Genomic DNA, 26,107 nt, shown 5'->3' on the forward strand with positions numbered 1-26,107 from the left:
AAAAACGATCGCGACAGTCTATCGGACGGTCCGGCCATTGCGCGTGCCACTCACCGTCGCGTCACGCCCGCATCGTCGCCGATCTTCCTCACGATCGTCTCGACCGCCTTCAAAGGCCGGCCATCGTCGTGACGCAGCGCGAGCTTGCGGACCGCACGCCCGGTGCTCCGGTCGACCAGCACCGAATGCGGCTCGCCGCGCGCGAACAGGTTCGCCTCGCCCCACTGTCGCAGCATCACGATGACCGGAAACAGCCCTTCGCCCTTCCGGGTCAGCACGTATTCCTGATACGCGGTGCCGTCGGATGCCGGCACGACGTCGAACACGCCGGCGTCCACCAGCATCTTCAGCCGGTCGGACAGGATGTTGCTCGCCGCGCCGAGGCTCGCGCGGAAATCGCCGAAGCGGCGCACGCCGTCGAACGCATCGCGCACGATCAGCAACGCCCAGCGATCGCCGACGATATCGGTCGCCCGCGCCACCGGGCACGGCGAATCCGCAAGACTTTTCTGCCTGGCCATGTTCCTCTCCGCAATCTTGACGGCCGCCTTCGCGGTTGCGCCGGCCATCCGTGCGCCGGCTATCTCCCGTCGCACAACAGGTTGCATTTTAAAACTACTTTTCCTACACTCCATACAAGTTTTAATTTGCAACTACTTTGCACGAGGAAACCCATGGAGTCGTCCTGTCATTCCGGCGCTGTTGCATCGAACGTGCCGCCCCCTGCAACGCATCCGGCCGACGGCGACCGCCTGTCCTCGGCGCGCGTCGCGCTGCTGGCGGTCTGCTGCGCGGCGAGCGTCGCCAACGTGTACTACGCGCAGCCGCTGCTCGATTCGATCGCGCGGGATTTCGGCGTGTCGCTGGCGGCCGTCGGCGGCGTCATCACCGCGACGCAGCTCGGCTGTGCGATCGCGCTGCTGTTCGTCGTGCCGCTCGGCGACCTGCTGAACCGCAAGCGCCTGATCGCCGTGCAGCTTCTGCTGCTGACGGCGGCCTGCATCGGCGTGGCCGCATCGTCGACACGCATCGCGCTGCTGGCGGGGATGGTCGCGGTCGGCCTGCTCGGCACCGCGATGACGCAAGGGCTGATCGCGTGCTCGGCGGCCCTCGCGGGCGCAGGCGAACGCGGGCGCGTGGTGGGGGCCGCACAGGGCGGTGTCGTGGTCGGGTTGCTGGCCGCTCGTTCGCTCGCGGGCGTCGTCACCGACCTCGCGGGCTGGCGTGCGGTCTATCTCGTGTCGGGGGCGCTCGCGATCGCGATGCTCGTCGTGTTGTCGCGGCTGTTGCCGGACACGCACGCGCCGCGCGAACGCATGGGTTACGCGGCGCTGCTGCGTTCGATGGTGTCATTGCTGCGGAATGAACGCGTGCTGCGCGTGCGCGGCGCGATCGCATCGCTGATGTTCGCGGCATTCAGCATCTTCTGGAGCGCGCTCGTGCTGCCGCTGAGCGCGCCGCCGCACGCGATGTCGCATACGCAGATCGGTGCATTCGGCCTCGTCGGCGCACTGGGGGCAGCGGCGGCGGCCCGCGCGGGCCGGCTCGCGGATCGCGGGCGCGGCGAAGCGACGACCGGCGCCGCACTCGCGCTGCTCGCGTGCTCGTGGCTGCCGCTCGCGTTCGGCAATACGTCGATTGCGCTGCTGATCGTCGGCATCGTGCTGCTCGACGTCGGCGGGCAAGCCGTTCACGTTGTCAACCAGAGCATGATTCTCGGTGCGCGGCCCGACGCCCATGCGCGCCTCGTCGGCTGCTACATGCTGTTCTACTCGGCCGGCAGCGGGCTCGGCGCGATTGCATCGACGATGATGTATGCGCGCGCCGGATGGACGGGCGTCTGCGTGCTTGGCGCGCTCGTGAGCGTGGCCGCGCTCGGCACATGGGCCGCAACGCTCAGGCGTGCGTGATGCGCGCCGGCCATGCGGACCGAATGATCGAACGGGAAGACCGGCCCGCCCTCGTCGGGCGGCCGGCATGCGAACCGGCCGCGAACATGCACCGGGCCGGCTTTCGGGTGCGGCGCGCAGGGAACGCGCCGCGGTCGCTCAGCCTGCCGCCTGGATCGCCTCTTCGTACACGCCGGCGACACGTCGCGCGATCACCGCATTGTCGAAATGATCGCGCGCATAACGCTTGCACGCGACCTCGTCGGGCAGCGTGATCGCCCCCGACAGCGCGGCGCCGAGCCCTTCGGCAATCGCATCCGCGCCCGTCGACGGCAGCACGAGATCGTCGGACAGCCCCGCAACCGCCTCCGGCAGCCCGCCGACCGGCGTAACCAGCACGGGCGTGCCGGACGCGAGCGATTCGACGGTGATCAGCCCGAAGCCTTCGAGCGCGACCGTCGGCACGACGCTGACCGTCGCCGCGCGGTACAGCGTCGCGAGATGGTTGTCGGGCACGAAGCCGAGCAGCTTCACGTTGTCCTGCAGCCCTGCCGCGTCGATGCGCTGCTGCAGCTCCTCGCCGATCTTGCCCTTGCCGGCGATCAGCAGCAGCACGTCCGGGTGCCGATGCTTGACGAGACCGATCGCGTCGATCAGGTCCTCCAGCCCCATGCGCCGCACGAGCCGGCGCACGGCCAGCACGATCGGCCGGTCCTGCGGCAGTTGCAGCTTGTGCCGCGCCTCGACGGGCGTGAGCGGCGTATCGAACTGCGCGGTATCGACACAGCCGGGAATCACGCGCACGCGCGACGGATCGATCCCGTAGCGGTTCGTCAGGATCTGGCCGAATGCCTGCGACAGCACGATCAGCCGCGACGAGCGCGTATAGACAGCCTGTTCGAGGTAGCGCTTCGCGCGCTGCCCGAGCGATGCGGCGCCCTCGACCTGGCTTTCGTCGGCCCACGGCCCCTGGAAATGCGAGACCTGCGGAATCCCGCGCGTCACGTCGAGCCCGGGGAACGTGTACAGCGCGAAGTGCGACGAAATCACGTCCGGCCGCTCGGCGCGGATCTCTTCGCGCAACGCGCGCCGCGCGGCGAGCATCCGGCGCGCGAGCGGCTCCGATGCGGGACCGAAGCCCTGGATCGCACCGCCGGTGTCATCGGCGACCTTCGGCGAGCCCGCCACGAGCCCGCGCACCTCGACGCCCGCGCCCGGCAACGCGCCGACAAGCGAGTAGTACATCCGGTCGAGGCCGCCCGCGCGTTCGGGGAACCAGTGCATGCCGATTTGCAACGATTTGATCGGCCGGGAAGATTGGGACATCACGGTGACTCCTGCGTGATTGCATGCTCGACCCGCTCGAAGGCGGACGGCTGCGTGGGTTGGCCGATGCGCCGGTAGAGCGCAACATACTGGGCGCCCATGTGCGCCCAGCCGAAACGGGTCATCAGTTCGCGGGCCGCGTCGCCCATCGCGCGGCAGGTGTCGCGCGAAGCCGCGAGCGAGCCGATCGCCTGCGCGAGCGCGGCCGGATCGTCCGGATCCTCCAGCACGATCCCGCATTCGCGCGTGATGATCTCCGCACCACCCGCCGTGCGCGCGGTGACGACCGGCAGCCCGGCCGCCATCGCCTCCAGCAGCGACAGGCTCATCGCTTCGTAGCGCGACGGGAAGACATACGCGTCGACCGAGCGCATCAGCGTCGGCATGTTCTTCACGAGACCGAGGAAATGCACGCGCGAATCGATGCCGAGCGCACGCGCCTCTTCCGGATACGGGCTGCCGGGCAGATAGCCGGCCACCGCCAGATGCACGTTGGCCGGCAGCTTCGTCAGCGCCTGCAGCACGGTGCCGAGGTTCTTGCGCGGCGTGCGCAGGTCGCCAACGAACAGCAGCAGGAACGCGTCGTCCGGCAGCTTGAACGCCGCACGATCGGCCTGCGCGCCCGCGAACGCGCTGCCGTCGACGCCGTTGTAGATCACGCTGATCTTGCGGCTGTCGATGCCGAGCCCGGCGATCTCGTCGGCCACCTTCTGCGACACGGCCGTGATCGCACGCGAACGCCTGTACGCCCAGCGCTCGAGCACGGTATTCACGCGCGTATAGACGTACTGGTACGCCGACCACATGCCCTTCGTGGGCCCGAACGGATAGTACGGACTCTTGAACCAGCCGCCGTGCACGAAGTGCGCGGTATTCACGTCGGCCTTGATCCAGGAAATGAAGCCGTTCACGTGCAGCACGTCGTACTCGCTGCGGTGTGCGCGCAGCCACGCCGCGCTCTTCAACGCGAACACCTGCTGCTTGACGAGATTCGACGGCCAGAAGCCGCCAACCTTCACCGGCACCCAGCGCACGCGCGGGTCGGCCAGCAGCTCGGGCGCGACGTGCGACGCGACCAGCGTGACCTCGTAGTTCTCGGCCAGCGCCGCGCGCGCGATTTCGTAATTGACGCGGCCCTGCCCGTCGTTATGTCGCACGACGTGCGTGACGATCGCGATTCTCAATGGTCGCCTCCCCGTGAACGCGCGGCGGCCAGCAGGCGTTGCGCCTTCTGCCAGTGCGCCGCGGCAAGTATCGAAAAAATGGCTGTGAACATCAGCAGGCCGCCCGTGCCGATCAGCGAGTTCGTGAACACGAGCATCGCGAGGGTCGACAGGCACAGGCTCAGGCACGCGGCGACGAACTTGTCCTTGCGCAGCCTGAACGCCGCGCGCAGCGTGCGGCCGAACAACATCACGACGCCCGCGAGATACAGCAGCGTGCCGGGCCAGCCGAGCACGAACGGCACGTTCATCACGCCGCTGTCGAAGCTGCCGTACTTGCCGAGCTCGCCGCTGTCGCTCGACAGCTTCGTCGACGCGCCCGTCGCGCCCATCCCTTCTCCGGCGACGTCGGTGAACGCGGTCTGCGCGAAGGTCGCGTAGAACTTGTTGCGGTCGTCGTAGCTACGGTCGTCCTTCAGGTTCGTGATCGACTGCAGACGCTGGCCTAGACGATCGGCCACCGGCCCGACGGTCAGCAGCGGCACGCAGAGCCCGACCAGCACGACGCCGCTGATGAGGATCCGCATCCGCACGCGGTTGTTCGACTGTGCGAGCTGGATCGCGAGCGCGATCACCCAGCCGCCCCACGTCGAGCGCACGAGACAGAGCGCGAACGACACGAAGCCGGCCGCCCCCGCGAACCAGCGGATCTTCTGCGGCGCCGCGAACACGAACACCAGCGCGCCCATGATCGCGAACGCGAACGGCCCCGACGAATTCATCGTGCTGAACACCCGCACGCCGTACGGCACCGGCTCGCCCTGCGAACCCATGTCCGAGCCGATCATCCACAGCACGTCCCACTGCGGCATCACGAAGTACTGCACGACGCCGTACACGCCCATCACGAGCGCGCCCCACATGAACGTGGACAGCAGCACGTCGCGGTACTCGGGATAGTCGCGCGAGTTGACCATGATGTGAAAGCCGATCAGCACCGGATATACCCAGTTCGCGAGGTCATAGGTCGCGGCCATCACGCCGCTCGACACGATCCCGACGAGGTACGCGTACGTCAGCCCGAACAGCATCAGCAGCACGGGTATCCCGCGCCGCTGCGCGAGCACGCGGTAATGCCTGAGCAGCCCCAGGCCGGCGATCATCGTGACCGCGAGCGGCGCGACCTGGATCAGGCTCGTCGGCGTGAATGCACCCTTCGACCAGTCGGCGAGACGCCGCACTTCCGGGCTCAGGAACCACACCCACCACATGAAGCCGACATAGCGCGCCGGGCTCTTGAAATACAGCCAGAGGCCGACCGCGATGGCCAGCACCGGGAACGCAAGCGTCAGCACCTTGCCCTGGTGGATCGCGATCAGCGCGGCGGTGAACGTCCACAGTCCGGCCTGCCCGGCCCAGTGCTTCGGCTCGGCGAACCAGCTGCGGGTGCGCGACGGGGCGCGTTCGGCGGTAATCGTACTCATCGATCCGCTCTCACCGCGACGAAGGACGCGAATCCGCGAGCGGCATCGCCACGCCCGCCGCCGCCGGCGTGCGACGCCGGCGCAGCATGTCGCGCGTGATCCGCACGTGCTGCTCCGCGAACGCCTGCGTGGTCAGGTCGCGCTCGCGCAGGCACGCGGCCGCCGCCCGCGCGCAATCGAGCGCCGCGACCGGGTCGGCCACGAAGCGGTCGGCGGCCTGGCGCATCGCCTGCGCATCGAACGCCGGCACATAGGCGGCCGTATCGTGCGGGAAATAGTCGCTGAGGCCGCCCACGTCGGACACGATCATCGGCTTGCCGACGGCTGCCGCCTCGAGCATCACGGTGACGCCCGACGCATGGAAATTCGGCCGTAGCGGCACGACGATCACGTCGGCCCACGCGTACAGTTCGTGCTGCTTCGCGAGCCCCGACGCCGAGCCGATCTTCACGTTCGGCGCATGCCATTCGCGCGGCACGCGGCGGCGCGTCGCAAGCCGCACGTCGTAGCGCTCGTCGCCGCCGAACGCGGCGAGAAACGTGCGCCAGTCGCGGTCGCGGTCGTTGCCGATCGCCGCGATTCGCAGCGGCCGGTTCGGCTGCCATTGCTGCGGCTCGGTCAGCGGGAAATCCTGCGTGTTCAGCCCGTAGTAGACGAACTCGGCTTCGCGCCCGAGATAGCGGCGGCACAGATCGGCGTTGTCGCGCGCGAGCGTCGTCAGCGCGTCGGCGCGCTTGAGCAGCTTGCGGTACAGCCAGCGACGCGGGGCGCCGAAGCTGCCCCACTTGTCGAACAGCCACACGCTCTGCGCGAGCAGCAGCGGGCGCTTGCCCTGCGCACCAGCGAGCTTCAGGATCAGCGACGCAGCGAGGTGCTCCTGTTCCGTGTGCGTCCAGATCACGTCGGTATTGAGCAGTTCGGCGCGGTTGCGCCATGCATGCACGACGTCGAAGCCGAGCGCCGCCTTCAGCGCGCGGCGCGCAATGCCCGAGATGCGGTTCTCGCCGCCATCCTGCGAATAGGTCAGCCGGAATTCGTCGGATTCGGCATGGTGATAGCCGTACAGGCAGCCGATGTTCTCGCCTTTCCGGTAGGTCCGCGGATCGGCGCCGTAAAACAGGTGGACGTGGACTTTCGTTGCAGTCATGTCAGCCTCCGCCGGGCCGCCCCATGGAGGCTGACCGCCCCCTCGGGGGTCAGCGAGCAACATGAGCGTGGGGGTTGTTTCATTTCGAGCCCTCCGGGGGGAGCCGCGCGCGTTACGCGCCGGCCGTTCAAGACGTCACCGGCGGCATCGCCGCACGGTGGGGGGCCAGATTCGTGCGGCGCGCATCGCGCGCGCCGCGGCGCACGGCGCGCCAGTGCGCAAGCACGCGAGCCCGCCGCGCGGTATGCAGCGACAGCAGCACGTGCGCGAAGCCCGGGTAGACGCGCGTGCCGACCAGCGCCCACCACCACCACGCGATCTCGCGTCGCACCGGCGGCAGATGCTCGCGCAGCGTCAGTTGCAGGTTGTACGCGCCGTTGCTGATCGCGTTCAGCGAAGCCGCATCGCGCCGGTCGTCGTCGAAGCGCTCGGCCGGGAAATGATCGACGGCGATCGCCGGGTCGTACAGCAACGTCCAGCCCGCGCGCTGCACCTCCATGCTGAACGCGGTGTCGTTGTGCGCCTGCGCGCCCGCGCCGCGCAGCCGCGTATCGAAGCGCAGCCCGGCGATCGCCGTGCGCCGGTAGCTCATGTTCGCGCCCTTCAGCGTGTCGACTGCACGCGCGCCGCCGACACCGAGGTGATGATTGCCGATGATCTTGCCCGACAGCGTGAGCTGGCCGACCAGATCGCGCGACTCGTCGAGCACGCGGCCCTTCTCGTGCACCCAGTCGCGGCCGCCGACCGCGCCTACGCGCGGGTCGGACTCGAACGCGGCTTCGATGCGCGCAAGCCAGTCGGGATGCGGCGCCGCATCGTCGTCGGTGATGGCCACGATGTCGCCGTTCGCGGCGTCGAGCCCCTTGTTCAGTGCGGCGACCTGCCCCGACACGTCGACCGGCACGACGTGCAGCGGCAATGCGCCGCCGATCGCCGGATCGGCGAGCCGTTCGTGCGTGGCATCGTCCTCCGGGCGCGCGACGACGATCACCTCGTCGGGCAGCCGCTGCTGGCGCTGCAGCGCCAGCAGGCAGCGCGCGAGGTCGGCAGGACGCCGGTAGGTCGGAACGAGCACGGAAATTTTCATCGATGGTTCTCCAGTCGGCCGGGCCGGCGGCGCACGCGGCCCGCCCGGTTACGCGCGTTGCGGATCAGGCGCTCAGGTATTCGTGCACGGCCGCATAGCCGCGACCGTAGCCGCGCGCCTTCGGCGGCACGCCGTTGAAGATGCCGCCTTCCAGATCGACACCCGCGGTGCGCAGGCGCTTGATTGCATCGGCGATCTCGCCCTCGGTATGCATGCCCGAGCGCAGCACGAGGAACGTCGAGCCGGCCATGCGGCCGATGATGGTCGCGTCGGTCACCGCGAGCACCGGCGGCGAATCGATCAGCACGACGTCGTAGCGCTTGCCGAGCCCTTCGAGGTACTGCGGCAGCCGCGTCGACATCAGCAGTTCCGACGGGTTCGGCGGGCGCGTGCCGGCCGCGATGAACGACAGGCCCTGCACCGGCGTCTCGCGCACGGCGTCCTCGATCGCCGACTGGTCGCTCAGCAGCTCGGACAGGCCCGGCTGCGCGGTCAGGCCGAAATAGCGGTCGAGCAGGCCGCGACGCATGTCGGCGTCGATCAGCAGCACGCGCTTGCCCGAATGGGCGAGCAGCACCGCGAGGTTGACCGTCAGGAAGCTCTTGCCGATGCCCGGCGTCGGGCCCGTCAGCACGATCACGCGATTCTTCGCATCCATCATCGCGAACTGCATCGCGGTGCGCAGGCTGCGCATGCTTTCGACGCTGAGATCCTTCGGGCGCAGGCTCGCGAGGATCGGCCGCGCGCGACCGCCGCCCTTCTCGGCCGCCGCGTCGAGCTTCACCTGCTCGGCGCTTTGCGGCACCAGCCCGTACAGCGGCAGGTTGAACGCGCGCTCGACGCGGTCGGGATCCTCGATGCCCTGGAACAGGTTGCGGCGCAGGAACACGACGCCCGTGCCGAGGATCAGCCCGAGGAACACGGCGGCCGACAGGATCAGCACCTTCTTCGGCTTGACCGGATCGCCCGGACGCAGCGCCGAATCCACGAGGTGGATGTTGCCGCCCGTGCCGGCCTTCTGCACCGACAGCTCCTGCACGCGGTTCAGCAGCAGCACGTAGATGTCCTCGGCCACCTTCGCGTCACGCTGGAGCTGGACCGCCTTCACCTCGGTCGCCGGCAGGCTGCGGAAGCGGTTGCTGAACTTGTCCTTCTCGCCCTGCAGTTCCGCGAGCTGCTGCTTCGCGGCGATCACCATCGGGTGCGAATCGGTGAAGCGCTGCGCGAGCGACGCGAGCTGCAGGCGCTGCGCGGCGATCTGCTGCTCGTACTGCACGCTGCCCTCGAGATAGACCTTCGCCTCATCGCTCGCATTGATCGAACCCGACGTGCGCTGATACTGCGTGAGCGCAGCTTCCGCACGCTCGAGGTCGGTCTTCAGGCGCGGCTCCTCGCTCTTCAGGAAGTCGAGCATCTTGGTCGCTTCGGCCTGCTTCGCGACCACGTGCTGGTTCAGGTACGACTGCGCGAGCGCGTTCGCGATCGCCGCGGTCTGGTCCGGGTCCTTGCCTTCGAGCGAGATCTGCACGACGCCCGTCTGCTTGCCCTGCTCGGTCACCTGGATGCCGGCCTGGAAACCGGTGATCGCGTCGAGATCGTTGTAGCGCACCACCGTGAACTGCGTGCCGGGGCGCGCGACGAGCTTCTGCACGAGCAGCGTCACGCCGCCGCCCTGCGCCGATTCGCCGACGCGACCTGCCAGCAGCCGCGTGCCGTTCTCGTCGACCAGCGAATAGGTACCGTCCGGGCCGGCCGTCAGCGTCAGCTTCTTGCCTTCCAGCGCGGGCACGACGTTGATCGAGTCGATGTTGGCAACTTCGCCGCCCCACGCATACGATTTCAGGCCGAGCCACGGCCGCGACGGCTCGCCGGGCGCCGCGAGGCGCGCGGCGAGGCTGCCGATCACCGGCAGCGTCTTCGGCGCGACCGAGAAGTTCAGCTTGAACTGCTCGACGACCGGCCCGACGACGCCGCGGCTCTTGATGATTTCGATTTCCGCATCGGTCGGCGCCTGCTGCGGACCGCTGTTGATCATCGCGCCCGTCTGCGTCTGCGTGAGCGCCTGCGACGTGTTGTCGTTGCCCTCGACCCGCACGTGCACGTCAGCCTGGTAAACCGGCTTCGCGATGAAGCAGTAGAGGCCCGCGAGTGCGATGACGGTCACCGCGATGCCGAGCAGCAGCCAGATGTCGTCCATGATCACCTGGAGCAACTGGCCGAGGACGACGTCCTCTTCCTCGGTTTTCGCGGTCAGATCCGCGTAGGAGTGTTTCGCTTGCGTGTTCACCATTCGTTCCCGCTTGAGTGGTGCCGGGGCGGAGGCGCCGCCCCGGCGGGCTATCAGCGCGTGATTTGCCGCATGTAGAAGATCGTCTGGATCGTCGGCAGCACCTGCTGCAGCACACGGTTGAACTGCACCGAGCTGGCCGTGCTGACGTAGACGACGTCGAGCGGTTGAAGCGGGAAGCGGCTCGACAGCATCAGCGCATCGGGCTGCGTCATGTCGAGACGGAACACTTCAGGCTTCGTCGGGTTGTCCCGCATCCCGCGCATCACGTAGATCTTGCGCGGGTTCGCGTCGGTGTCGAGGATGCCGCCGCCCGCGGTCAGCGCGTCGGCAATGGTCAGCCTGCCCTTGAGCATCGGCACCGTGACCGGCGTCTTGACCTCGCCCATGATGAACACGCGGCTGTCGCTGCGGTCCGGCACGTTGACGATGTCGCCCGACTGCAGCATCACGTTCTGCTTCACTTCGCCGCGATCGAGCACGCCGTTCGCGTCGAGCGTGTAGAGCTTGCCGTCGCGCGTCAGGCGCACGCGCTGCAGGTCGGCATCGCTGGTCGAGCCGCCCGAGCGCGAGATCGCGTCGACGAGGGTCAGCGGCACGTCGCTCATCGCGAGCGGGCCCGGCTGCTTCACCTCGCCCGTCACCTGCACCTTCTGGCTGCGGAACGACAGCACGCGCACGTCGAGCTGCGGATTCTTCACGTAGCGCGACAGGCTGGACGCCATCTCGTCGCGAATCTGCGCGACCGTCTTGCCTGCCACGCGCACGCGGCCGACGAACGGGAAGAAGATCGTGCCGTCGGCGCCGACCGTCTGGCCGTACGGATCGGCCTGGCCCGGCAGCGCGGTCGTGTACGGCTGCTGCAGCGCGCCCGCGACCGACTGCGTCGTGTTGCCGCCGCTCGAGAACGACTGGCCCTGCGGCGTCGTGAGCTCGGGGTGATCCCACACCGTGACGCCGAGGATGTCCTGCGGACCGACGCGGTACGTGTACTGCGACGGATCGGTATAGCGGCCAGGCGGCAGCGGGTGGTCGACCTGTGCCTTCTGCAGCTGGTCCATCACCACTTTGGCGTCGATGTAATGAACCGGATAGGTTTCGGCGGCTTCCTGCCGGCCTTCGTCCTTCAGGTTCGACGAGTCGAGGTAGTTGCCAGGCGCGGTTGCACAGGCTGACAGGAAAGTCGTCAGCGCGACGGCAAGCGCCATCGGGCGCATCGGGCGTTTCAGCATAGTTTCTGTAGCCATCCTTGAACCAGGCGTTCGATCAGTGAGTAGCTCTCGCGGTAATCGGCCTCACGGCCGCCGTGCGGATCGGCAATCTCGGCCCCTTCCCACTTGCCGAGCAGGTGGACCTTGCCGCGCGCGAACGGATCGACCGATTCGACGGCCGCAATCTGTCCGCGCTCGCTGACGAGAATCAGGTCGGCGTCGCGCACGATCCGGCGCGACAGCCGCCGCGAGCGGTGGGTCGTCGCATCGACGCCCCGCTCGGCGAGCAGTTGCCGCATCACCGGATCGATGCCGTCGCCGTCGTTCGCATGCACGCCGGCCGAATGGAACGTCGGACGCAGGCCGCCGCGCGACGCGACGTGCGACTTGAACAGCATTTCCGCTGCCGGGCTGCGGCAGACGTTCGCGTGGCAGACGATCAGGATGTTCCGGAACATGGCGTCTCGTAACGAGTGACGGGAAACGGGTTACGCGCTCGCGCGCGCAGTGCCCGGCACACGGGCGGCAACAGCCTGGCGCGAGCCCGGGCGGCCGATCGGGTGATATTCGATGCCTTGCTCGCTCATCGTCTCCGGCTCGTACAGGTTGCGGCCGTCGAAGATCACCGGCGCTTTCCACAGGCGGCCGAGCGCGACGAAGTCGGGGCTCTTGAAGATCTTCCATTCGGTGACGATCACGAGCGCGTCGGCATCGCGCGCGGCCTGCGCCTCGTCATCGACGAAGCTCAGGCGCTCGAGCCAGCTCGGGTGATCGGCGAGATCGAGGGCGATCACGCGGCGCGCCTCCTGCTGCGCGACCGGGTCGTACGCCGCGACGCGTGCACCGCGCGACAGCAGCTCGGCGATCAGCTCGCGGCTCGGCGCTTCGCGCATGTCGTCGGTGTTCGGCTTGAATGCGAGGCCCCAGAGCGCGAACGTGCGGCCCGAGAGATCCTCGCCGAAGCGCGCGACGATCTTGTCGGCGAGTACGCGCTTTTGCGTTGCGTTGACCGACGACACGGCCTTCAGGATCTGCAGCGACTGGCCGTGCTCGTCGGCCGTGCGGATCAGCGCCTCGACGTCCTTCGGGAAGCACGAGCCGCCGTAGCCGCAGCCGGCGTACAGGAAGTGGTAGCCGATGCGCGGATCGGAGCCGATCCCGCGGCGCACGGCCTCGATGTCCGCGCCGAAGCGGTCGGCGAGGTTCGCCAGCTCGTTCATGAACGAGATGCGCGTCGCGAGCATCGCGTTCGCCGCGTATTTCGTGAACTCGGCCGAACGCACGTCCATGTACAGCGTGCGTTCGTGGTTGCGGTTGAACGGTGCGTAGAGCTTCTTCATCAGCTCGCGGGCACGCTCGCCCGGCACGTCGTCGTCGCAGCCGATCACGATGCGGTCCGGCCGCGTGAAATCGTCGACCGCCGCGCCTTCCTTCAGGAATTCCGGATTCGACACGACCGAGAACATCTGGTCGCCGCCGCGCTTCGCGAGCTCTTCGGCCACCGCCGCGCGCACGCGCTCGGCCGTGCCGACCGGCACCGTCGACTTGTCGACGATCACCTTGAAGCCCGTCATGTAGCGGCCGATGTTGCGGGCCGCCGCGAGCACGTACTGCAGGTCGGCCGAGCCGTCCTCGTCGGGCGGCGTGCCGACCGCGATGAACTGCACGTCGCCGTGCGCGACCGCGGCCTCGACGTCGGTCGAGAAGCGCAGGCGGCCGGCCGAGCGGTTGCGCGCGATGACTTCCTTGAGGCCCGGCTCGTGGATCGGCACGCCGCCGTTGTTCAGGACGTCGATCTTTGCCTGGTCGACGTCGAGACAGAACACGTCGTGCCCGATGTCGGCGAGACAGGCGCCGGTGACAAGACCTACGTAACCGCTGCCGATGATAGTCAGATTCATGATGTGTCGGACCTCGTGACCAATGATTCGAAATTCGTGAAACCGGAATGCCGGCGCGACGCGGCAGGTTCCGGTCAAACCTAATAGGCATTGCTGCCGGTGAAGCCTTTCCAGAGCGTCAGCGCGACGATCTTGATGTCGAGCCAGAACGACCAGTTCTGCATGTAGTACAGATCGAGCTTCACGCGCCCCATCATCTTCTCGATCTGGTCGGTCTCGCCGCGAAAGCCGTTGATCTGCGCCCACCCGGTGATGCCCGGCTTGATCCGGTAGCGAAACATGTAGCCCTTGACCAGATCCTTGTAGATGTCGTCGTGCGCGAGCGCATGCGGGCGCGGGCCGACCACCGACATCTCGCCCCTCAGCACGTTGATGAACTGCGGCAGCTCATCGAGGCTCGTGCGGCGCAGGAACCGGCCGACCGGCGTCACGCGCATGTCGTTCTTCGTCGCCTGCGTGACCTGCCCGGCCACTTCCTGGTGCACCTTCATCGAGCGGAACTTGTAGATCTCGAACTCGTGCCCGTCGATGCCCTTGCGCTTCTGGCGAAAGAACACCGGCCCGCGCGACGTCAGCTTGATCAGGCCCGCGATCAGCACCATCACCGGTGCAAGCGCCGCAAGCGCCGCCATCGCGAACAGCCGGTCGAACACGAACTTCGGCAGGATCCGCACGTCGGTGATCGGCGACGCCGCGAGATTGATCGCCGGCACGCCGAGCACCTCGACCACTTCCTGGTTGAAGAACGACAGCGTGCGCACGTCCGGAATGAAGCGGATGTTCACGAAGTCGTGGCGGAACACCGTCACGATCTGGTGAATCCGGCGCTCTTCCGTGATCGGCAGCGTGAGCCACAGCTCGCTGATCGCGCGGCTGCGCACCAGCCACACCAGCGATTCGAACTGTCGCTCGATGCGCACGTCGTCGAGCGCCACTTCGCCCGGCGCCTCGCTTTCGTCGTACACGCACACCGGGTTGAAGCCCGCTTCGGGCCGCGCCCGCATCTGCGCGATCAGCCGCCGCGCCGCCGGCGTGCCGCCGACGATCGCGACCGCCTTCAGGTTGTAGCCGCCGCGGCGCAGTTGCCGCAGCACGACGTGCACGCAGGCCTTCGAGCCCGCGAGCAGCGTCATCGTCACGAGCGCCCAGTAACCGAGCCACAGCCGCGACAGGTCGCCCGACTGGTGGAAGCTGAAGCTCATCAGGATGCCCGCGAGCTCGACCGCGAGCCACGCGAACGCAACCCGCCCGATCAGCCCGACGAGACGCTTGCCGCGCCACGACTGGTAAATGCCGATCGCCGGAAAGAACACGACGACGAGCAGACAGTCGAACAACACCGTCGTGCGCTGCAGGTCGTTGAGCCAGATGCCGCCGCCGTGCAGCGCGGCGGCGATCAGTGCCCCCACCACGACCATCGCGATATCGATGACTCTCGCCAGCACGCTCAACATGTCTGCTTCCTCTCTGAACAGGCGTTTGCCGAACAGCTCCTTGTGCGACCCGTGCCGCACATTCGATTCAAACGTTGCATGACGCTATTGAACCGGCAAGAAAATCGCCCCTCAAGCGCACAAGTATTTCGAAAAATAATCGGAAATTCTTGCTGCGATCTTTTTGAATTAAATCGGCAGGTTTTCCCGAATCGATCGGGAATATGGGAATTTTCGGAATCTTTACGTTCCCGGCGAACCCTTGTCGGAAGGCATTGAGCACCAATGACCGGAATTATTTTTTATTTTTTTATTTGCATCCGACCTATCGCGGAAAATTTTTCCAGATGCATGCATGATGAATATCAAGCAATGGATCCGGTTTTATTGTCGATTTACTTCATGCTACAACGGCAGGCACTGACTTCAACCGTGGAGAGTGTCATCATGAATGCTCCGGCAGTGGCCGCCGAAACGCGCCATTCTTCTTCCGCCGCACCCGCCGCCGGCACGCGCCTCGCCGTGCAGCCCGTGATTCTTGCCGGCGGTTCCGGCACCCGCCTGTGGCCGATGTCGCGCGAACGTTTTCCGAAACAGCTGATCGGCCTGCTCGGCGATCATTCGCTGCTGCAGTCGACCGCGTTGCGCCTGGACGGCCTCGCGGCCGCTCACCCGCTGAACGACGACGTGCTGATCGTGTGCGGCGAGGATCACCGCTTCACGACCGCCGAACAGCTGCGCCTGACGGCCAAGAACGCGACGATCATGCTCGAGCCGCTGGGCCGCGACACCGCGCCCGCGCTGACGCTCGCCGCGCTGCGGCTCGTCGCCGGCGGCAGCGACGCGGTAATGACCGTGATGCCGGCCGACCATGCGGTCGCCGACCTGCCGCGCTTCCATGCGGCCGTCGCGGCCGGCGTGCACTGCGCGGCGCAAGGCAAGATCGCGACGATGGGCATCGTGCCCAGGCACGCGGAAACCGGTTACGGCTACATCCGCGTCGGCGCACCGCTCGGCGATGCCGCAACGGGCAGCCTCGACGTCCGCCGCCTTGACCGTTTCGTCGAAAAGCCGCATCTCGAACTCGCTCAGCAGTACGTCGCATCCGGCGAATACTGGTGGAACAGCGGGATCTTCATCGTTCGCGCCTCGGTGTGGCTGAAGGCGATCCGGCATCTCCAACCCGCGATCCATGCGGCCTGCGAACAGGCCGTCGCACTGGGCAAGTCGGACGGCGATTTCTTCCGCGTCGACCGCGAAGCGTTCGCCGCGTCGCCGTCGAACTCGATCGACTACGCGGTGATGGAGCCGCTCGCGAACCTGCCGCAAGTGTGCGAAAGCGTCGTCGTGCCGCTCGACGCGGGCTGGTCGGACGTCGGCTCGTGGGACGCGATCTGGCAGATTTCGCCGAAGGACGACGCCGAAAACGTCGGCCGCGGCCACGTGCTGTTCGAAGGCGCCGAATCGACGTTCGCGCATTCTGAAAGCCGGCTCGTCGCGTGCGTCGGCACGCAGAACCTGGTCGTCGTCGAAACGCCCGACGCCGTGCTCGTCGCCGACAAGTCGCGCGTGCAGGACGTGAAGAAAATCGTCGGGCGCATCAAGGCGCAACGCGGCGCGGAAGCGACCGATCACCGCAAGGTACATCGCCCGTGGGGCCATTACGACTCCGTCGACACGGGCGAGCGCTTCCAGGTGAAACGCATCGTCGTGAAACCGGGCGCGCAACTGTCGCTGCAGATGCACCACCACCGCGCCGAACACTGGATCGTCGTGCGCGGCACCGCACGCATCACGCGCGGCGACGAAACGTTCCTGCTGTCCGAAAACGAATCGACGTACATTCCGCTCGGCGTGTCGCACCGCCTGGAGAACCCGGGCAAGATGCCGCTCGAACTGATCGAAGTGCAGTCGGGTGCGTATCTCGGCGAGGACGACATCGTCCGTTTCGACGATACCTACGGCCGGCAGTGACGCATCAAACGCCGGGGGCGCTGCTTCGACGGCAGCGCCCCCGGTCAGGCAGGCATGGAGAGACGGCGCTTCCGCGCGGGTGTCGTGGCACACGACGGCCCGCGCGTTGCATTGGAACGGCGATCAGCCGACGCGGTATGCGTACTCGCGGCGTTCCGACTGCATCGGGTCGTTGCGGCTTTCGGACAACGCGCCCGCGCGACGTTCGGCGATGAAGCGCTTGATGTCCGATTCCGCGCGAGCCAGCGCGGACAAACCGGCCAGCACCTCGCCTTGCGGCACGCGCGCCGGCTCGTCGCTCGCACCGTGGCGATCGATCCACTGGCGCGCCCAGTCGAGCGCGTAATGTTCGGCTTCCTCGGCATCGGTGAAGCGCGGACCGATCAGGCCCGAGCGTTCGACGCGCCGGTCGTCCTGCGAGATTTCGGCCCACGCGCGATACATCAGGTTCTGCACGGGCTGCGCAATGCCGCTGATCGTATAGCCGCGATACTCGTCGGTCTGCGGTTCGGCCGCGGCGAAGCTCGCCGACGACGCATGCGCATGGCGCAGTTCCGTGGCCGGTGCACCGGGCACCGCGAACGACGCGTCGGACGAATCGAGCACGCAGTCGTCCGGCATCGCGCTCAGCGACGCGCCCTCGCCCTCCCACGCATTCGCCTGCGCGACTGGCAATTGCCACGACTCGGGGTTCTGCCAGAACACGCCGCGCAGCCGGTCGTTGTCGGGCACCGGTTCCGCGCGGTGCGCAGCAACGATCGGCACCGGCGGCGGCGGAATATACGCGAACGTGCGCCCGCTGAACTGGGTCAGCACGTCGATCATCTGCAGCAGCGTGCCGCTCGCGAGCCACTCTTCGTAGCGGCGACGGCACGTCGGCCCGGACGGATAGCGGCCGGGCAGCTTGGACCAGGCTTCCCCGGTCGTCAGGATCCAGAGCACCGCGTTGGCAACAACGCGCGGTTCGGCTCGTGGACGCCCACGACGGTTCAGCCGGATGGGTTCATCGGCGATCAGCGTTGAAAGACGAAACCACTCTTCATCGTTAAGCTCATCGAAGAACATAGTAGATCTCTCCACGCAGCCAGGCCGGGGCTGCGATTGGCGGCGCCGTCGCGACACGTTGGGTCGCGGGGCGGCCAGGTTGCACGTTATGGTTGTCCGGTGTTGTGCATGCCGGGCAACACCGCACTTTCACGGTGCCGCAATTCACGGCAATGGCGCACAAATCACGGTCTCACTCCAATGTGGGAATTTTTGTGCACGAAGCATACCATCCTCAGGGTTTATCTCAATATGACAATGACTTAATGTTACGCACTGAAACAACCTGCCATGGATAGGCAATCTATTTACGCATGAATTTTTTTGCGAGATCTTTATGCCCGCTGCTGCAAAGGCCCGCCTGGCGGGGCTCCGCAGCGTCTGAAGAATGCCGTGAAATAAGCTGTTACAGCCTGATCCGGCCCCTGCCGGCAACAATCTCCGGAATTGCTTCCTGAAATCGGTAATTCATGGGAAAAATCGTAACAGGATATTCACGAATCGGTAAATCATTCGAATTCGATTCAATCGAATTATCTCCGTGCACAATCTTTTTATTGTTTCTCGGCGGGTGGTGAAAACACGGTGACGCGCGATGCACAGTGTGCCCCGCATGCAAACTCGTCACGCCTGTTACATCTCCGCGGCGACTCGCGGGCGGCAGGGCCGCGCCGCACGCGGAAATCGCGCTTCGGGTCGGAACGGAAAAACCGAAACCGCGCGTGCGGAACGCGCGGCGGCCGGGTCAGCGCAGATCGCCGGCCAGCGACGCGGCCACATCCGCATCGACACGCTGCGGCGGCATCACGTAGGCCGGGTGATCGCAGCCGATCGACAGCGGCGCGCCGCCCTTGAGCGCCTCGCGCATCGGCGCGCCGAGTTCAAAGCGCACGAAATGCACGGCCGACGTCTTCTCGGCGGTGTCGCGCTCGAGATCCTCGTCGGCGATCGCGTAGACGCTCGCATGCCCGTCGACCTGCAGGTACACGCGATCCTCGACACCGATCAGCCGCGCGAGCGCCGCGCGCCGTTCGATCTCGTGTTCGTACTCGATCTGCATCGTCGCCTTCAGGTTGGTGCCGTCGGGCACCAGCGGCAGATACGCGTCGAGTTCCCCTTCGATGCCGGCCTCGTCGAAAATTTTCTCGATGTGCAGCATCTCCTGGATCTGATAGCGGATCGTCGTCTCGTCCTCGAACAGGAAGCGCAGGTGATTGCCGAGCGCCACCGCGCGGCGGCGCTTGTACGCGACCAGCCGCGCGTGTTCGGTCTTGCGGATCTTCGCGTACGCTTCGAGCGTCAGCAGGGAGTCGCGGGTCAGCGTCATGGGTCGTCCTCGTGGATGGCGGGCCGGCAACGGCTCAGATGCCGTACGCGCGGCGCAGCAGCGTAAGCGGATGCGCGAGCGGCGCCGGCGGTAGCCCCTTTTCGTCGATGCCCTGCACGATGTGATGGCCGGCCAGCGCGCAATCGGACGACACGAAATCCGGCTGCGGCTCGGCCATCGCCTTGAACACGGGTGCACCGATGCGCATCGCATCCGCATGAAACTCCTTCTTCACGCCGAACGTGCCCGCATGGCCCGAGCAACGCTCGACGACGTTCACGCGCGTATCGGGCACGAGCGACAGCGCATCGGCCGTCTTGCGGCCGATGTTCTGTACGCGCGCATGGCACGGCACGTGATACGACACCGTGCCGAGGCCGGTCTTGAAATCGGTCTTCAGCAGCCCGTCGCGATGCCGCGCAATCACGTATTCGAACGGATCCCAGAACGCGTCGGCCACCGCGCGCACCGCTTCGTCGCCGGGAAACATCAGCGGCAGCTCGCTCTTGTACATCAGCACGCAGCTCGGGATCGCGCCGATCAGCGCATACCCTTCGCGCGCATAGCGTTCGAGCACGGGCATGTTCACGGCCTTCTTCGCGGCGACGCCGGCGAGGTTGCCCTGCTCGAGCAACGGCATCCCGCAGCACGCTTCGCGCGTGACGAGTTCGTAAGGAATGTCGTTGTGCGCCAGGATCGCGAGCAGGTCATGACCGATGCCGGGCTCGTTGAAGTTCACGTAGCACGTCGCGTAGATCGCGACCTTGCCGGGCGTGCGTTCGCCGTCGCGCACGGGCGGGTTGTCCGAGCGCTGCGCGGTGCGGCGGAACTTGCGCGGCGCGAATTCGGGCAGCCACGCGTTGCGATCGACGCCGAGCGCCGCTTCGAGTGCGTGGCGCGCGGGCGGCGTACGGTTCACCGCGTTGACCGCCTGCGTGACGACCGGAATGCCCGCGAAATGGCCGAGCGCATCGGTATTCGACAGCACCTTGTCGCGCAGCGCCACTTCGCCGCGCTTGTAGCGCGCGGCCTTGCCGCGCAGCATCAGGTGCGGGAAGTCGACGTTCCACGCGTGCGGCGGCACGTACGGGCATTTCGTCATGTAGCAGAGGTCGCACAGGTAGCACTGGTCGACAACCTTGCCGAACGCTTCCTTCGGCACCTCTTCGATGTCACCCATCGGCGTGTCGTCGACCAGGTCGAACAGCGCCGGAAACGCGCCGCACAGCGACACGCAGCGCCGGCAGCCGGCGCAGATGTCGAATACGCGCGTCATTTCCGCATCGATCGCGGCCTGGTCGTAGAACGCCTCCGACTGCCAGTCGAGCGGATGCCGGGTCGGGGCTTCGAGACTGCCTTCCTTGTGGGGCATGGGGCGCTCCAGCGTGGCGCGCATGTGCGCAGGCACGCCGCCCGCGCGAGGCGGGCAGTGATGAACGAGCAGCCGGCCGCATGCCGGTCGCACGGCCCTGCCGTGCGGCCTGCGGCGGCCCGTCAGTCGACGAGACTGTCCAGCGCCTTCGTGTAGCGGTTCGCGTGGCTGCGTTCGGCCTTCGCAAGCGTCTCGAACCAGTTCGCGATTTCGTCGAAGCCTTCGTCGCGTGCGGCCTTCGCCATGCCCGGATACATGTCGGTATATTCGTGCGTTTCGCCGGCGATCGCCGATTCGAGATTCAGCCGCGACGAACCGAACGGCAGGCCCGTGGCCGGATCGCCGACGGCCTCCAGATATTCGAGATGGCCGTGCGCATGGCCGGTTTCGCCTTCGGCGGTCGAACGGAACAGCGCGGCGACGTCGTTCTGCCCTTCGACGTCAGCCTTCGAAGCGAAATACAGATAGCGCCGATTCGCCTGCGATTCACCCGCGAATGCGGCCTTCAGGTTCTCTTCGGTTTTGCTGCCCTTGAGTTGAGCCATTTGCGCCTCCGTTCGAGTCGGCGCGGCCGCGTGCGAAGCCGGGCCGATGAGATATGTGGGGAACGATGCGTGCACCGGGGCGCGCGCATCGTGCTCTCCAATCTAGGCGCTCGCGTTCGCATCCCCCAATAGGCTTTTTCAATGCGCGCGATAGTGTCCGGTGCGGGCGGCGGAAACGGGCATGAAAGCGGGCTCGGCATGCCGTGCCGCGCCGCGCGCTTGCGCGCGTCATCCGCCGGGTGTCATGCGCCCGTTGCGCGCCCGAGCAGCAACTCGCGCTCGCGCTCGTTGCGCGTCAGTTCGGCCGCGCGGCGGAACTCCAGCCGGGCCTCGTCGGTGCGGCCAAGCTTCGCCAGCAGGTCGCCGCGCACGCTCGGCAGCCAGTGATAGCGCGCGAGCGCGGGATCGTCGCGCAGCACATCGACGAGTTCGAGCGCCGCGGCCGGACCGAACGCCATCCCCACCGCCACCGCGCGATTCAGCTCGACAACGGGCGACGGCGCGACTTCGGCGAGCGCGTCATACAACGCGACGATCTGCGCCCAGTCGGTATCCGAGGCCTGCCGCGCACGCGCATGGCAGGCCGCCAGTGCGGCCTGCAGCGCATACGGGCCGCGCACGCCGCCGAGCTTCGTCGCCCGCTCCAGCGCCGCGAGGCCGCGCCGGATCAGCAGCGGATCCCAACGGCTGCGATCCTGGTCGAGCAGCAGCACCGGCCGGCCCTGCGCATCGGTGCGCGCATGCATGCGCGACGCCTGCAGTTCCATCAACGCGACGAGCCCGAGCACTTCACTTTCGTCCGGCGCGAGCCCGGCCAGCACGCGGCCGAGCCGCAACGCCTCGTCGCACAGCGCCGGGCGCGTCCAGTCGTCGCCGGCGGTCGCCGCATGGCCTTCGTTGAATACCAGGTAGATCACTTCGAGCACCGACGCGAGCCGGGCCGGCCGCGCATCGGCGGCCGGCACCTCGAACGGCACGTGCGCCGCGGCGAGCGTGCGCTTCGCGCGCACGATCCGCTGCGCGATCGTCGGCTCCGGCGTCAGGAACGCGCGCGCGATCTCGCCCGTCGTCAGGCCGCCGAGCAGCCGCAGCGTCAGCGCGACGCGCGCATCGGTCGACAGCACCGGGTGGCACGACGTGAAGATCAGCCGCAGCAGATCGTCGCCGATGTCGTCGTCGCTCGCATCGGCGAGCGCATCCGCGATGTCGGGGACGACATGCGCTTCCAGCGCGTCCATCTCGTGGCCGAGCTGGTCGCGCTTCGCTGCATGGAGCGACTCCTGCCGCACCCGGTCGAGCGCCCGACGCTTCACGGCCGTCATCAGCCAGGCGGCCGGATTGTCTGGCACGCCTTCGGCGGGCCAGTGCTCGAGCGCCGCGACGAGCGTGTCCTGCGCCAGCTCCTCGGCCACGCCGACGTCGCGCACCACCCGCGCGGCGCGCGCGATGATCTTCGGCGCCTCGATCCGCCAGACCGCTTCGATCGCACGGTGGGTCGCCTCATGCGTCACGACGCCTGCCCCTGGGCGGACGCATCCAGCGGCATGGCCATCAGCTCCCATGCGTGGCCGTCCGGATCGTCGAACCCGTGGCCGTACATGTTCGGGTACTCGCGCGGCGCTTGCGGCGCGGAGCCGCCGGCCGCCAGCGCTTTCGCGACGATCGTGTCGACTTCGGCGCGGCTGTCGCACGACAGGCACGACAGCGCCTGCACGTGGGTCGCCGGATCGACGATGGTCTTGCCGGTGAAGTTCTGGAAAAACGGCCGCACGAGCAGCATCGCGAAAATCGTGTCGCCGATCTTGATGCAGGCGGCCTGGTCGTTGGTGTACTCCGGCACGACCTCAAAGCCGAGTGCCTGGTAGAACGCCTTCGAGCGCGGCAGATCGGCCACGGGCAGGTTGATGAAAACCATCTTGTGCATGACGGGTGCTCCCGGTGAGATTGGATTCAGGTGGACATTCAGTTGCTGGTACGGCCGACGTGGAGATCGCGGAACCGCTCGACCGCGTCGCTCGGCGTCAGATCGTCGAGCTCGAACAGCGGCCGCACCTCGATCTCGCAATCCATCTCGGCGCCGAACGGCGCGGGAAACCGGCGCGTCCATTCGAGCGCCTCGTCGCGCGACCGCACCTGGATCAGCGTATAGCCGGCGATCAGCTCCTTCGTTTCGGCGAACGGGCCGTCGACCACCGTGCCCTTGCCGCCCGTGTAGCGCACCCGCCAGCCTTGCGCGCTGGAGCGCAGCCCGTTCGCGTCGAGCAGCACGCCGGCTTTGGCCAGTTCCTCGTGATAGACGGTCATGGCTTCGACCAGCCGGTTGTCCGGCAACGCATCGGATTCGCTGACGGCGTTGGACCGGATCATGATCATGAATCGCATCGTTCACTCCTTGTCGTCGATGGAAAGCGGCGCCCGTTCATCGGGGCCTTATCCGGACGACGGACGGACGGCGGCCGATTCGACACGCGCCACGACAGATCAGGGTAAATACCGAGTCGCGACGCTCACAGGAAGCACGGGCCGACCGCGCGCACCTCGACCGTGCACCATTGCGCGGCCGGGCACTGGCGCGCGATCTCGATCGCCTCTTCGCGCGTGTCGACGTCGACGAGGAAGAAGCCGCCGACCATCTCCTTCGCCTCCGCGAACGGGCCGTCGAGCAGGCGTGTCTCGCCGTCGCGCACCTGCACGCGCGTGCCGCGCTCGGCGCGCTCCAGCGATTCGACACCGCGCAGCACGCCGCGCGCCTTCAGCGTCTCGGCGAAATCGACCATCCGCGCATAGAGCGCCTGACCTTCGGCGAGCGTGCGCTCGGCGCGCTGTTCGGTCGGTTCGACAATCAACAGCATGTAAGACATGGATTTCTCCTGTGGGAACGGGGTGCGGCGGCGCCCGCCGGACGAGCTGCGCGCGACACCCGATGCGAAAGCGTAACAGCCGCGCTGCGGCTTGCCGGCATGGTTGGCCGAACGGCAATGGCCGGACGGCCAATTCGCCCGCAGCCTGACATTTTGCCTTCAGGATGCAGGCCCGAACCGTCGAATTTTCCGCCTGTGGACCGCCCCATGTCACGCCTGCTTCCGCTGCCTGCCGTTGTGTCGTCGCTTGCCCTCCTTGCCTGGCCGGCGGCGGCCGCACTGCCGGTCGGCACGGGCTGCGGCGGCGCGGCCACCGCGATTGCCGAGATCCGCCGCGCGGGCGGCCCGTCGCCGCTGGCCGGGCAAACGACCTCGATCGAGGCGGTCGTCACCGCGGCGTTCGACGGCCCCGGCGGCCTGGGCGGCTTCTTCGTCCAGCAGGCCGATGCGCAACGGCAGCGCAGGCCGGGCGTCCCGGAAGGCCTGTTCGTCTACGCGCCGAACGCGCATGCGAAAGCGGGCGATCTCGTGCATCTGACCGGCACGGTCGACGAGAAATACGGCCGGACGCAGTTCACGCTGTCGGGCGGCATGGCCATCTGCGCACGCGGGCAGACGGTCACCCCGGCCACGCTCATGCTGCCGGTCGCCTCGCCGGCCGTTCTGGCCGCGCACGAAAGCATGCGGGTTCGCCTGCCGCAAACGCTGACGGTCAGCGATACCTATACACTCGGCCGCTACGGCAGCGTCGTCCTCAGCAACGGCCGGCTGCGCATGCCGACCCACGTCGCACCGCCGGCCGAAGCCGCCGCGCATGCCGCGGCCAACGCGCTCAACCGCATCGTGCTCGACGACGGTTCGAGCCGCCCGCACCCCGCGACCGTCCGCTATCCGCCGCCTGCGCTGAGCGCCGCCAATACGCTGCGCGCGGGCTATACGGTGCGCGGCGTCGAAGGCGTGCTCGAGCTGCGCCATGGCGCATGGCGGCTGCAACCCGTTGCCGGCGCGGTACCCGTGTTCGATGCGGCCACGAACCCGCGTACCGCGGCACCGGCCCGGCACCCTGCTGCCGATGTGCGCATCGTGTCGTTCAACGTGTTCAACTATTTCAACGGCGACGGCCAGGGCGGCGGATTCGACGCGCCGGCCAGTCGCGGTGCGCGCACACCGGCCGCATTCGCGCGACAGGATGCGAAGATCGTCGCGGCCCTGCGTGCGCTGCGCGCCGACGTGATCGGGCTGATGGAAATCGCGAACAACGGCTACGACGACGCGAGCGCGATACAGCGTCTCGCCGCGCAACTCGGTAACCGCTGGCGTGTGGTCGCCCCCGGTACCGCGCGGCTCGGCCGCGACGCGATCGCGGTCGCGCTGCTGTACGACAGCCATACGATCGAACCGGTCGGGCGCGCCGCCATCGTCGCACTCGGCGGCCGGCATCGCCCGCCGCTCGCGCAGACGTTCCGGCGCACAGGCGGCACGCGCGCGTTCACGGTCGCGGTCAATCACCTGAAGTCGAAGAATTGCCCTCGCGCGAGCGGCGCCGATCTCGACCAGGCCGACGGCCAGGGCTGCTGGAATGCGGCGCGCACGCGCGCCGCCGCGCGGGTCGCCGACTGGCTCGCCGCATCGCCGACCGGCGCGATGGCCGGCGGCGTGCTGCTGATCGGCGATCTGAACAGTTATGCGAAGGAAGATCCGATCCGCACGCTCGAAGCGCGCGGCTACGAGAACCTGGTGGCCCGCTTCGCCGGCGATGCTGCGTACAGCTACGTATTTCGCGGCGAAGCCGGCAATCTCGACCATGCACTTGCCACGCCACCGCTCGCCGCACGCGTGAAGGCCGTGCATATCTGGCATATCAATGCCGATGAACCGGTCGCGCTGCAACCGGTGCCCGATTACAAAACGGCCGCGCACCGGGCGTCTTATTACGCACCCGACGCGTATCGCTCGTCGGACCACGATCCCGTCGTCATCGACATCGCACTGGACGACAGCGGCCCGGTGCCAGCAGCGGGCACGAACCCTGCTCGCAGACACACCGTGGATTAGT

The 26,107-nt window shown here is 67.5% G+C and carries 22 protein-coding genes; 3 read left to right on the forward strand and 19 right to left on the reverse strand.

All coding sequences use genetic code 11. The annotated features are described in order from the left end of the window. Window positions 1–50: 50 nt before the first annotated feature. Window positions 51–521: a winged helix-turn-helix transcriptional regulator gene (locus AC5LXK_RS27465; RefSeq protein WP_493391799.1), complete on the reverse strand. Its 471-nt coding sequence runs from the start codon at window positions 519–521 to the stop codon at window positions 51–53. Window positions 522–674: 153 nt separating this feature from the next. Between AC5LXK_RS27465 and AC5LXK_RS27470 the strand changes: the two genes are divergently transcribed. Next, on the forward strand, window positions 675–1,910 hold the full coding sequence (locus AC5LXK_RS27470; protein ID WP_493391800.1) for an MFS transporter: 1,236 nt from the start codon (window positions 675–677) through the stop codon (window positions 1,908–1,910). Window positions 1,911–2,048: 138 nt separating this feature from the next. Here the strand turns inward: AC5LXK_RS27470 and AC5LXK_RS27475 are convergent, their stop codons facing one another. The 10 genes from AC5LXK_RS27475 to AC5LXK_RS27520 form a co-directional block, all read right to left on the reverse strand. After that, window positions 2,049–3,215 (reverse strand): glycosyltransferase family 4 protein, encoded by a 1,167-nt coding sequence (locus tag AC5LXK_RS27475; protein WP_493391801.1) that lies wholly within the window; start codon window positions 3,213–3,215, stop codon window positions 2,049–2,051. Further along, window positions 3,215–4,399, reverse strand: a complete 1,185-nt coding sequence (locus AC5LXK_RS27480; RefSeq protein WP_493391802.1) for a glycosyltransferase family 4 protein — start codon at window positions 4,397–4,399, stop codon at window positions 3,215–3,217. The genes AC5LXK_RS27475 and AC5LXK_RS27480 overlap by 1 nt, the downstream gene beginning before the upstream one ends. Then, a complete protein-coding gene (locus AC5LXK_RS27485; RefSeq protein ID WP_493391803.1) occupies window positions 4,396–5,862 on the reverse strand; it encodes an O-antigen ligase family protein in 1,467 nt (488 codons plus the stop codon). Before AC5LXK_RS27485 ends, AC5LXK_RS27480 begins: the two co-directional genes overlap by 4 nt. Before the next feature lie 10 nt (window positions 5,863–5,872). Next, the gene (locus AC5LXK_RS27490; RefSeq protein ID WP_493391804.1) at window positions 5,873–7,009 is read right to left on the reverse strand and encodes a glycosyltransferase family 4 protein; all 1,137 of its coding nucleotides are present in this window, start codon (window positions 7,007–7,009) and stop codon (window positions 5,873–5,875) included. Between the two features lie 127 nt (window positions 7,010–7,136). After that, the gene (locus tag AC5LXK_RS27495) at window positions 7,137–8,096 is read right to left on the reverse strand and encodes a glycosyltransferase family 2 protein (RefSeq protein WP_493391805.1); all 960 of its coding nucleotides are present in this window, start codon (window positions 8,094–8,096) and stop codon (window positions 7,137–7,139) included. Window positions 8,097–8,160: 64 nt separating this feature from the next. Beyond that, window positions 8,161–10,386 carry a polysaccharide biosynthesis tyrosine autokinase gene (locus tag AC5LXK_RS27500; protein ID WP_493391806.1) on the reverse strand — a complete coding sequence of 742 codons (2,226 nt, stop codon included), beginning with the start codon at window positions 10,384–10,386 and terminating at the stop codon, window positions 8,161–8,163. Between the two features lie 50 nt (window positions 10,387–10,436). Then, entirely contained in the window at window positions 10,437–11,615 is a 1,179-nt protein-coding gene (locus AC5LXK_RS27505; RefSeq protein WP_493394070.1) for a polysaccharide biosynthesis/export family protein, read from the reverse strand. Then, window positions 11,609–12,052, reverse strand: coding sequence for a low molecular weight protein-tyrosine-phosphatase (locus AC5LXK_RS27510; protein ID WP_493391807.1), 444 nt, complete (start codon window positions 12,050–12,052; stop codon window positions 11,609–11,611). Before AC5LXK_RS27510 ends, AC5LXK_RS27505 begins: the two co-directional genes overlap by 7 nt. Window positions 12,053–12,082: 30 nt before the next feature. Continuing rightward, window positions 12,083–13,495, reverse strand: a complete 1,413-nt coding sequence (locus AC5LXK_RS27515; RefSeq protein WP_493391808.1) for a UDP-glucose dehydrogenase family protein — start codon at window positions 13,493–13,495, stop codon at window positions 12,083–12,085. 80 nt (window positions 13,496–13,575) lie between these two features. Next, on the reverse strand, window positions 13,576–14,949 hold the full coding sequence (locus AC5LXK_RS27520) for an undecaprenyl-phosphate glucose phosphotransferase (RefSeq protein ID WP_493391809.1): 1,374 nt from the start codon (window positions 14,947–14,949) through the stop codon (window positions 13,576–13,578). A gap of 426 nt (window positions 14,950–15,375) precedes the next feature. Between AC5LXK_RS27520 and AC5LXK_RS27525 the strand changes: the two genes are divergently transcribed. Then, window positions 15,376–16,902 carry a mannose-1-phosphate guanylyltransferase/mannose-6-phosphate isomerase gene (locus AC5LXK_RS27525; protein WP_493394071.1) on the forward strand — a complete coding sequence of 509 codons (1,527 nt, stop codon included), beginning with the start codon at window positions 15,376–15,378 and terminating at the stop codon, window positions 16,900–16,902. Between the two features lie 123 nt (window positions 16,903–17,025). Here AC5LXK_RS27525 and AC5LXK_RS27530 read toward each other — a convergent pair whose 3' ends face one another. From AC5LXK_RS27530 to AC5LXK_RS27565, 8 genes are all read right to left on the reverse strand, one after another. Continuing rightward, window positions 17,026–17,967, reverse strand: a complete 942-nt coding sequence (locus tag AC5LXK_RS27530; RefSeq protein WP_493394072.1) for a DUF6566 family protein — start codon at window positions 17,965–17,967, stop codon at window positions 17,026–17,028. 724 nt (window positions 17,968–18,691) lie between these two features. Further along, a complete protein-coding gene (locus AC5LXK_RS27535; RefSeq protein WP_493391810.1) occupies window positions 18,692–19,273 on the reverse strand; it encodes a DUF3501 family protein in 582 nt (193 codons plus the stop codon). A gap of 34 nt (window positions 19,274–19,307) precedes the next feature. Further along, entirely contained in the window at window positions 19,308–20,645 is a 1,338-nt protein-coding gene (locus AC5LXK_RS27540; RefSeq protein WP_493391811.1) for a heterodisulfide reductase-related iron-sulfur binding cluster, read from the reverse strand. A 122-nt stretch (window positions 20,646–20,767) separates the two neighbouring features. Beyond that, window positions 20,768–21,190 carry a rubrerythrin family protein gene (locus AC5LXK_RS27545; RefSeq protein ID WP_323615587.1) on the reverse strand — a complete coding sequence of 141 codons (423 nt, stop codon included), beginning with the start codon at window positions 21,188–21,190 and terminating at the stop codon, window positions 20,768–20,770. 242 nt (window positions 21,191–21,432) lie between these two features. Beyond that, the gene (locus AC5LXK_RS27550) at window positions 21,433–22,701 is read right to left on the reverse strand and encodes an RNA polymerase sigma factor (protein WP_493391812.1); all 1,269 of its coding nucleotides are present in this window, start codon (window positions 22,699–22,701) and stop codon (window positions 21,433–21,435) included. Beyond that, window positions 22,698–23,114, reverse strand: a complete 417-nt coding sequence (locus AC5LXK_RS27555; RefSeq protein WP_493391813.1) for a VOC family protein — start codon at window positions 23,112–23,114, stop codon at window positions 22,698–22,700. Before AC5LXK_RS27555 ends, AC5LXK_RS27550 begins: the two co-directional genes overlap by 4 nt. Window positions 23,115–23,152: 38 nt before the next feature. Continuing rightward, a complete protein-coding gene (locus AC5LXK_RS27560) occupies window positions 23,153–23,572 on the reverse strand; it encodes a YciI family protein (RefSeq protein ID WP_493391814.1) in 420 nt (139 codons plus the stop codon). A gap of 125 nt (window positions 23,573–23,697) precedes the next feature. Further along, the gene (locus AC5LXK_RS27565; RefSeq protein WP_493391815.1) at window positions 23,698–24,051 is read right to left on the reverse strand and encodes a YciI family protein; all 354 of its coding nucleotides are present in this window, start codon (window positions 24,049–24,051) and stop codon (window positions 23,698–23,700) included. A gap of 207 nt (window positions 24,052–24,258) precedes the next feature. Between AC5LXK_RS27565 and AC5LXK_RS27570 the strand changes: the two genes are divergently transcribed. Then, on the forward strand, window positions 24,259–26,106 hold the full coding sequence (locus AC5LXK_RS27570; RefSeq protein WP_493391816.1) for an ExeM/NucH family extracellular endonuclease: 1,848 nt from the start codon (window positions 24,259–24,261) through the stop codon (window positions 26,104–26,106). Window position 26,107 lies beyond the last annotated feature (1 nt).

Source organism: Burkholderia pulmonis, from assembly GCF_984667975.1.

Coding starts and splice junctions, on each gene's coding strand:
- AC5LXK_RS27495 (WP_493391805.1), bottom strand. CDS start 8,096: ATGAAAATTTCCGTGCTCGTTCCGACCTACCGGCGTCCTGCCGACCTC.
- AC5LXK_RS27515 (WP_493391808.1), bottom strand. CDS start 13,495: ATGAATCTGACTATCATCGGCAGCGGTTACGTAGGTCTTGTCACCGGC.
- AC5LXK_RS27530 (WP_493394072.1), bottom strand. CDS start 17,967: ATGTTCTTCGATGAGCTTAACGATGAAGAGTGGTTTCGTCTTTCAACG.
- AC5LXK_RS27465 (WP_493391799.1), bottom strand. CDS start 521: ATGGCCAGGCAGAAAAGTCTTGCGGATTCGCCGTGCCCGGTGGCGCGG.
- AC5LXK_RS27540 (WP_493391811.1), bottom strand. CDS start 20,645: ATGCCCCACAAGGAAGGCAGTCTCGAAGCCCCGACCCGGCATCCGCTC.
- AC5LXK_RS27500 (WP_493391806.1), bottom strand. CDS start 10,386: ATGGTGAACACGCAAGCGAAACACTCCTACGCGGATCTGACCGCGAAA.
- AC5LXK_RS27570 (WP_493391816.1), top strand. CDS start 24,259: ATGTCACGCCTGCTTCCGCTGCCTGCCGTTGTGTCGTCGCTTGCCCTC.
- AC5LXK_RS27545 (WP_323615587.1), bottom strand. CDS start 21,190: ATGGCTCAACTCAAGGGCAGCAAAACCGAAGAGAACCTGAAGGCCGCA.
- AC5LXK_RS27510 (WP_493391807.1), bottom strand. CDS start 12,052: ATGTTCCGGAACATCCTGATCGTCTGCCACGCGAACGTCTGCCGCAGC.
- AC5LXK_RS27565 (WP_493391815.1), bottom strand. CDS start 24,051: ATGTCTTACATGCTGTTGATTGTCGAACCGACCGAACAGCGCGCCGAG.
- AC5LXK_RS27525 (WP_493394071.1), top strand. CDS start 15,376: ATGAATGCTCCGGCAGTGGCCGCCGAAACGCGCCATTCTTCTTCCGCC.
- AC5LXK_RS27470 (WP_493391800.1), top strand. CDS start 675: ATGGAGTCGTCCTGTCATTCCGGCGCTGTTGCATCGAACGTGCCGCCC.
- AC5LXK_RS27490 (WP_493391804.1), bottom strand. CDS start 7,009: ATGACTGCAACGAAAGTCCACGTCCACCTGTTTTACGGCGCCGATCCG.
- AC5LXK_RS27555 (WP_493391813.1), bottom strand. CDS start 23,114: ATGCACAAGATGGTTTTCATCAACCTGCCCGTGGCCGATCTGCCGCGC.
- AC5LXK_RS27560 (WP_493391814.1), bottom strand. CDS start 23,572: ATGCGATTCATGATCATGATCCGGTCCAACGCCGTCAGCGAATCCGAT.
- AC5LXK_RS27505 (WP_493394070.1), bottom strand. CDS start 11,615: ATGCTGAAACGCCCGATGCGCCCGATGGCGCTTGCCGTCGCGCTGACG.
- AC5LXK_RS27535 (WP_493391810.1), bottom strand. CDS start 19,273: ATGACGCTGACCCGCGACTCCCTGCTGACGCTCGAAGCGTACGCGAAG.
- AC5LXK_RS27520 (WP_493391809.1), bottom strand. CDS start 14,949: ATGTTGAGCGTGCTGGCGAGAGTCATCGATATCGCGATGGTCGTGGTG.
- AC5LXK_RS27485 (WP_493391803.1), bottom strand. CDS start 5,862: ATGAGTACGATTACCGCCGAACGCGCCCCGTCGCGCACCCGCAGCTGG.
- AC5LXK_RS27475 (WP_493391801.1), bottom strand. CDS start 3,215: ATGTCCCAATCTTCCCGGCCGATCAAATCGTTGCAAATCGGCATGCAC.